This is a genomic window from Agriterribacter sp. (assembly GCF_035444585.1).
Classification (GTDB): domain Bacteria; phylum Bacteroidota; class Bacteroidia; order Chitinophagales; family Chitinophagaceae; genus Agriterribacter.
In genome coordinates this window covers 1-7972 of the sequence record NZ_DAOMOZ010000217.1, presented here as the reverse complement: position 1 = coordinate 7972, position 7972 = coordinate 1, and the positions used below count along the sequence as shown (strand labels likewise).

The window sequence follows — 7972 nt, the reverse complement described above, 5'->3', positions numbered from 1 at the left end:
CAAAAATTTTCCACCATTTGTTTTTTTTGCCGAATATTTTATCGCCCAGCTCCATGTACTTGTCTTTTATATCCTGCACCTTTAGTCCGATGGCCAGGCAGGATGCTATGATAGAACCGGTGCTTGTGCCGCCAATGAGATCGAAATAATCGCAAAGCCTGAAATTTTTATCATTGCCATGCTGTTTTCGTAAAATATCTTCAATTCGCTGAAGATAGCCTAATGACAATGCGCCGCGGATACCACCGCCATCCAGCGCAAGAATACGTTTGGGAGAACTGCTGTTTGAAAAATGCTCAGAAAGTGTCATGTTGTTGAGGTTTGTGTAATTAAGGGATTTGCCCGTTATGATTCGGGCGTTAATATAACCATTAGCTTCCTCATTTGCAATCCCACAAACAGGTTACCGGGGCCGTAACCATTCTTTAACCATTATTCCAATTTAATTAACACCCCGGCTTGCAGATCTGTGCGAACTTCAGTGCCTGCCCTTCAAAAGGTATATTTTTTATTTTAGGTAGTTGGTTTCAGCAAACTCCTGTTTTAACAGGAGTTTTTTGTGTGTTTGCATGACATGCTCCTTGTGTTGACAGGAATTGTGGCGGTTTCCTTTATATTTATCCTGTTATGACCATTGCTTTTATTCACAATAACAGGGCTTTTTTGCCGGAGATTGAAGCCTATGTTTCTTTTTTTTCTGCACATCCGGGGATCCTGACCAGGGTAAGCAGGCAAAGCAGTTTACACAACACACCTGCCGATGTCGAATGGTATTTCATGGGTACGCAGGTAAGACGGAGCAAAAACGCAGTTGTTGTGCATGAATATGCTTCTGCATCCGTACCTCCGCTTGCCACGCTTAGAAATATTATTAAGAGAAATATAAATTGTTTGCCCGACTACAGAATATTCTATAGTGAATACGTTCGCCGGCAGTTTGATTTCAGGGATAACATCCCGTTTGGTTTGCGCGGACATGGAATAATGAACAGTGACCCTGCTTCAGAAAGAACCGGAAAGCGCTATGATTTCATTTACGTAGGGAGTATAGATAAGAAAAGAGAACCTGACGTGTTATTGAATTGTTTCGCCGGGGGTAATTTAAAAGACAGAACGTTGCTGGTATTGAGCAGGGATTATACGCAAACGGCCTTACGCCTATCGGGGCATAAAAATATTTTTTTTAAAGGGCCGGTTCCCTATCACCAGGTATACTCCTATATTCATCAGAGCAGGTATGCTATTAATTTTATGCCCGACATCAGTCCTTTTAACAGGCAGGTTTCGGCTAAATTTTTAGACTATGCCGCCTGCGGGATACCGGTTGTTACTTCAGATTACCAGTGGATAAAAGAGTTTGAAAGCGTATACGGGGGAAGGTATTATTACCTGCTGCCGGATCTTTCCAATCTTACCTGGGAGCAGGTGAATGCATTCTCTTATGCTGTACCCGATCTGCGTGAATGGACATGGAAAACCCAAATTGAAAAATCGGGAATAACAGGTTTTCTGCAAAAAAGGTTTCCGGGGCTGGACTTTGCGGGAGATGCAAACAAAAACGGGTAACCTATTCTGCAGCCTGCAGCATGTTCTTATACAATTCCAGCTGGGCTGACCATATTTCTTCATTGGAGAAATTATCACCCGCAAATTTTCTTCCGTTTTTTCCGTATTGTTGTCTTAATGCTTTGTTCGTGATCAGCTTTTTCAGAATGGCGGCCAGTGCGGCAGCATTTCCTTTTTCAAATAGTTCTCCGTTTATGCCGGTATGAACCGCATCTTTACAACCTGGTATAGCTGAAGCGATGACAGGCACTTCCATAGCAGCAGCTTCAATCAGTACATTGGGAAATCCTTCCCGCAAAGAAGGCAGAACAAGGATATCCATTATGCCGTATACAGGCGTTACATCATATAATTTACCGAGATACATTACTTTTTCATCGTGATACAACTGGTGAAGCAAATGGAGCGAAAACGGGTTTTCCTCTATAATAGGTCCTGCCAGTACCAGTCGTAAAGAAGGATATTCCTTTACCAGCAAATTAAACGCATCAAAAAGGATGTCAATTCCTTTGTCTTTTGATAAGCGGCCCAGGAAACCGATCACCGTATCATCTTCTTTTAAATTAAGCCTGTCTTTCAGTTGTGCGGACCTTCCTGTAACAGCATTTTTGCCGGGAAACGAATGCAGATCAATACCATTGGCACTTCCTTTTCCCAGCACTATACCTTTGCCAGATGAAAGTATTTTCCTTTTTTCTGCATGGATCTTAAGAGTGGGGCTCACTACTATCACCCTGTCTGCTATACTGCAGGAAATTTTTTCTGTTTTAGTGATCAGCCGGCGCAGTAAGCCTTTTTTGGTATCTGATAATAATCCGTGAAGCGTAAATATTTTGTGTTTACAACCGGCGATCCGGCAGGCGAGCATAATGAGAAAACCCGATTTGGGATTGCCGGCATTAACGATATCGGGCCGTTCCCGCTTTATTAACCGGATGATCCGGAAAAGTTGAAAAAGGTCGGTAAAGGGCGAAATCCTTTTGGTAAAACCTATGGTGATCAGCCGGGCATTTTCTTTTTTGGCCAGCATACTGATCTCTTCCCCGGGCGCGCTGAGTATAATAACCTCAAAGCCATGCTGTACTAAAAAAGCCACCTGCCCCTTCAGGAAACTGGCGCAAAACGAACTGGAAACTCCCAACAAAATTTTTGGCATAACGGTGTATATCGCTTAAAAGTAAGTGTTCATAATAAAACAGTAAAAATTTATTAATCAGAGCACAATAGATTATTTTGCAAGCGTCTTTACAATTTGTTATTCATTAGTATTGCATCTCTTTTTATATATTATTACCGGGATATTATACATTACCGGTTTCGTTTTTCTGTTTCGCTGGCTTAATCATCGGAAAGAAAGACCGGTAAGCGGGAAATGGCTGACGGCTGCTTTTGCTGCAAAGCTGGCGGCGGGTTTTGCATATGGCTATGTATATGCGCATTACTTTCCGGTAAGCGACAGTTGGGTATATTTTAATGAGTCACTGGCAGAATATCAAAATCTGCTTACCCACCCTTCGGCCTTTTTTTCTACCGGCATATCCTTCAGCAACCTCACCGATTTTTTCTCTACTGCCGATGACGCTCCATGGAGCAACGCGGGTGAAAACCTGTTGATCAAACTACTCGCCGTTTTTAATGTATTCAGCGGTGGCAATTACTATATTGATATTATTTTTTTTAATGCATTATCGTTCTGGGGCCTATACCTTATCTATTTTGTGGCCCGGAAACATATTCAAAGAAACGGCTTATTGATATTTTGTACGGTGTTTTTTCTTCCTTCCTGTTTGTTCTGGAACAGCGGTATAGACAAAGATGGTTTGATCGTGTTCTTTACCGGCGTATTGTTCTATGCTGCGGATTATTGCATTACTGTAAAACAAACAGTACGGCAACTGGGGTTTGGAGTGCTCAGTTTTGCGTTCATTTTCCTGTTGCGCAATGTTAATGCGCTTATACTGCTGCCTGCTCTAACTGCATGGTGGATCTCTATAAAGCTGGTGTCGGCCAGGCCTTACCTTGTCTATCTTATTGTTTACGGTGCATGCGTAATATTCTTTTTTCTTTCCCCGGGGTTTCCTTCAAAATTTAATTTACCGCTTAAACTTGCAGAAAAGCAACACCAGTTTTTAAAGCTGGAGGCCAATACTGTATTGCCTTTAACTCCTTTAAAACCTACCGTCAAAAGCTATGCAGAAGTATTGCCGCAGGCGGCCAATCATGTTTTTTTAAGACCCTATATAACAGAAATAAAAAGTCCTTTTCATTTGATGGCTTTTGCTGAAATCATTTTAATTGTATTGATCGTGATTGGTGCTGTTATATCGGGCGCAAAGCATATACTGCCTCAGTTATTACAGCCGTTTTGCCTGTTTCTTATCATGATCTCATTGGTCGGACTATTGATAATAGGGTATACCGTTCCTTTTACGGGAGCCATAGTGCGTTACAAAGCATGGTATATTGTGCTGTTGCTGCTTCCTTTTGTGGGGTCGTTGAATAAAAATTTCCTGCACTCCAAATAAATGAGTAATTATCTCCATATTTTATTTTATTAAGATAAAATACCTTTTTGTAATAAATTATATGATTTTTCATATTTTTCCAAGGTTATTGTAAAAAAACAATAGTTTTGCTTCGATTTTAATAATCATAGTAAAAAATTATATATATTAAATTTAAATTAGATGGAATCACTTCGGTTTAATGCGATCAATCATTTGTCTGGTTTGGGGAAAGAAATCCTTGTAGAAGGTTCCCGTAAAATAACCACCATTTTCGGAGAGAACGTATTTACATTAAAAACGGCCCGGGAGTATTTGAGTGATGAAGCATACAAAAGTTTGGTTGCTTCCATAAAAACCGGAAAAAAAATAGACCGTACCATGGGCAATCATATCAGTGCGGGCTTAAGGCATTGGGCGGAAGCCAAAGGCGTTACGCATTTTACACACTGGTTTCAGCCTTTAACCGGTACAACAGCCGAAAAGCATGATTCTTTTTTTACGCTAAAGGGTGATGGCACGCCGATTGAGGAATTTGACGGTGCCGCGCTTATACAGCAGGAGCCTGATGCCTCTTCTTTCCCGTCGGGCGGGTTGAGAGCTACTTTTGAAGCAAGAGGCTATACAGCCTGGGATCCCACATCTCCGGTATTTATTATGAATATAGGTGATGCCAATACGCTTTGTATACCCACTATATTTGTTTCTTATACCGGCGAATCATTAGATACCAAGACCCCCTTGCTGCGCTCGCTGGAGGCTTTAAATAAAGCTGCGGTGGATGTATGTAATTATTTTGATAAAAATATTAACAGGGTCATTGCTACACTGGGATGGGAGCAGGAGTATTTTGTAGTGGATGCAGGGCTTGCCAACGCCCGGCCCGACCTGGTTATGACAGGCCGTACTGTATTTGGGCATTCACCGGCCAAGGGTCAGCAATTGGAAGATCATTACTTTGGGTCTATTCCCGAAAGAATATATGCGTTCATGAAGGATTTTGAAGAGGAGGCATACCGCCTTGGTATTCCGTTGCGAACCCGGCATAATGAAGTAGCGCCCGCACAGTTTGAATGTGCTCCTATTTTTGAGGAAGCGAACCTGGCTGTTGATCATAATATTCTTTTAATGGATCTTATGACCAGGATCGCAAGGCATCATAACCTGATGGTGCTGCTGCACGAAAAGCCTTTTGCCGGCATTAACGGAAGCGGCAAGCACAACAACTGGAGCATGTCAACAGATACCGGCGTTAACCTTCTGGCTCCGGGCAAAACACCCAAAACCAACCTCATGTTCCTTACCTTTTTTGTAAATGTAATTAAAGCGGTGCATGATTATGCTGATCTGCTCCGTGCTTCTATTGCATCTGCCGGTAATGACCACAGGTTGGGTGCTAATGAAGCCCCGCCCGCTATCATTTCGGTATTTATCGGCAAATACCTTAATGAGGTGTTAACTGAAATTAAAACAAGAGTAGGCGATAACTTTTCTGAGCAGGATGAGATCCTCCTGAAATTGGACATTCATAAAAACATCCCGGAATTGTTATTAGACAATACAGACCGCAACCGTACTTCACCTTTTGCCTTTACCGGCAATAAGTTTGAATTCCGCGCCGTAGGCTCTACCGCCAACTGCGGTATCCCCATGACCACCCTTAACGCTATTATGGCAAACACTTTAACCCAGTTTAAAAAAGAAGTAGACGCCCTGATAGATAAAGGAGAGAAAAAGGAAATTGCCATTATGCATGTTATCCGCGAATACATAGCCGGTTCTGAAAAAGTGTTGTTTGAAGGAGACGGATACAGCGATGACTGGCACCATGAAGCAGAAAGACGCGGTTTGCCCAATGTTAGAACAACACCGTTGGCATTGGATGCGATGGTTACAGACAGGGCTAAAAAATTGTTTGAGGACCTGAGCATATACCATCATTCCGAACTGGAAGCGCGGCATGAAATTGAACTGGAAAAATACATTAAAAAAGTGCAGATCGAGGGCCGTATCATGGGAGAGCTCTGCACCAGCCATATCCTGCCCTGTTCGGTAAAATACCAGAACATCCTCATCAGTAATATCCGCGGACTTAAAGAGTTGGGCCTGCCGGAATCGTCGTATGCCAACCAGTTGCAGATACTTGAAAAAATATCCGAGCATATTGGCCAGGTGGCAGACGGTGTTGAAAAAATGATTGAAGCAAGAAAGGTGGTGAACAAGATCGAAGATACCCGCACGAAGGCCATAGCGTATCAAAGCCAGGTTAAAGATGCTTTTTTTGATAAGATCCGCTATCATGTTGATAAGCTGGAATTACTGGTAGATGATCAATACTGGTTACTGCCTAAATACCGCGAATTATTGTTTTTGAGATAGACACAAGCCCCATAAATCAGCAAACGCCCCTGGAAATTTTCAGGGGTGTTTTATTTGGAGAGAGTGAGTAGTGAGTGGTGAGTGGTCAGTCAGCCATGAGTTGTACCGGTCATGCCAAGCATTGACTATCCGGCCTGTCAGCAAGGCTTACTGCATAGTAAAAGTGTCAAGAAATTTTGTGGTAAAATTACCCTTTCTGAAATCTTCGTTGCGCATAAGCTGCTGGTGAAAGGGAATAGTGGTTTTTACACCTTCAATTACATATTCGCTTAAAGCGCGGCTCATGGTATTGATGGCTTCTTCCCTGGTGCGGGCAACAGCAATGATCTTGCCGATCATTGAATCGTAATAAGGTGGAATAACATAACCTGCGTAGGTATGCGAATCAATGCGTACCCCATGTCCGCCCGGTTGATGCAATACCGTTATTTGTCCCGGCGAGGGCCGAAAATCGTTATACGGATCTTCTGCATTGATCCGGCATTCTATAGCATGCATTTCGGGATAATAATTTCTTCCTGAAATGGATTCGCCGGAGGCGATCTTTATTTGTTCTTTAACCAGGTCAAAATTGGTTACTTCTTCTGTAACGCAATGTTCTACCTGGATGCGGGTATTCATCTCCATAAAATAAAAGTTCCTGTGTTTGTCCACAAGGAATTCTATAGTGCCCACACTTTCATAATTAATGGCAGAAGCGGCTTTTACGGCAGCTTCACCCATTTTTTCACGCAGATCGTTCGTCATAAAGGGTGATGGAGATTCTTCTACCAGCTTCTGGTGGCGGCGCTGAATGGAGCAGTCCCTTTCGCTCATATGACAAACTTTGCCATAGCGGTCGCCCGCTATCTGTATTTCAATATGACGCGGCTCTTCTACAAATTTCTCCATGTATATCCCGTCATTCTTGAATGAAGCACCGGCTTCTGCTTTTGCATTGCTGTATGCTTTTTCTATTTCGCTTTCTTCCCAAACCACCCGCATGCCCTTACCTCCGCCACCCGCGGTTGCTTTTAAAATTACCGGGTAGCCAATCTCTTTTGCCAGTCCTTTTGCCTGGTCCACACTCTCCAGCAATCCTTCACCACCGGGCACTACCGGAACGCCGGCTTTGATCATTGTTTCTTTAGCCGTGATTTTATCGCCCATGGCAGTGATCATGCCCGGCGTGGGGCCAATGAATTTTATTCCGTGCTCACAGCAAATTTGAGCGAACCTGGCATTTTCAGCTAAAAAGCCATAGCCGGGGTGAATGGCATCCGCATTGGTAATTTCTACAGCAGCCATAAGGTGTGGGATATTAAGATAAGAGTCTGTGCTTTGCGGACGGCCCAGGCATACCGCTTCATCTGCAAATTTTACATGCAGACTATCCTTATCCGCGGTAGAATAAACGGCCACTGTTTTAATGCCCATCTCCCTGCAGGTGCGGATGATCCGCAATGCAATTTCACCACGATTTGCAATAAGTATTTTTTTGAACATGTATTCAATTTGAAAATTCGGGAATTTGAAAATTTGAA

6 protein-coding genes are annotated in these 7972 nt (G+C 42.8%); 3 read left to right on the top strand and 3 right to left on the bottom strand.

Annotated features, from left to right (window positions below):
* Window positions 1–310, bottom strand: a 310-nt coding sequence (locus PLH26_RS18055; RefSeq protein WP_324587431.1) for a patatin-like phospholipase family protein, incomplete at its 3' end; no start/stop codon positions are given.
* 317 nt (window positions 311–627) lie between these two features.
* On the opposite strand from PLH26_RS18055, the gene PLH26_RS18050 reads away from it, so the two are divergent.
* The gene (locus tag PLH26_RS18050) at window positions 628–1566 is read left to right on the top strand and encodes a glycosyltransferase family protein (RefSeq protein ID WP_324587430.1); all 939 of its coding nucleotides are present in this window, start codon (window positions 628–630) and stop codon (window positions 1564–1566) included.
* A gap of 1 nt (window position 1567) precedes the next feature.
* On the opposite strand, the gene PLH26_RS18045 is transcribed toward PLH26_RS18050, so the two are convergent.
* On the bottom strand, window positions 1568–2722 hold the full coding sequence (locus PLH26_RS18045; protein WP_324587429.1) for a glycosyltransferase family 4 protein: 1155 nt from the start codon (window positions 2720–2722) through the stop codon (window positions 1568–1570).
* Between the two features lie 112 nt (window positions 2723–2834).
* Here PLH26_RS18045 and PLH26_RS18040 point away from each other — a divergent pair, with 112 nt between their 5' ends.
* Window positions 2835–4091, top strand: coding sequence for a hypothetical protein (locus PLH26_RS18040; protein ID WP_324587428.1), 1257 nt, complete (start codon window positions 2835–2837; stop codon window positions 4089–4091).
* 162 nt (window positions 4092–4253) lie between these two features.
* Window positions 4254–6449, top strand: a complete 2196-nt coding sequence (locus PLH26_RS18035; protein WP_324587427.1) for a glutamine synthetase III family protein — start codon at window positions 4254–4256, stop codon at window positions 6447–6449.
* A 147-nt stretch (window positions 6450–6596) separates the two neighbouring features.
* On the opposite strand, the gene accC is transcribed toward PLH26_RS18035, so the two are convergent.
* Entirely contained in the window at window positions 6597–7934 is a 1338-nt protein-coding gene (gene accC, locus PLH26_RS18030; protein WP_324587426.1) for an acetyl-CoA carboxylase biotin carboxylase subunit, read from the bottom strand.
* Window positions 7935–7972 lie beyond the last annotated feature (38 nt).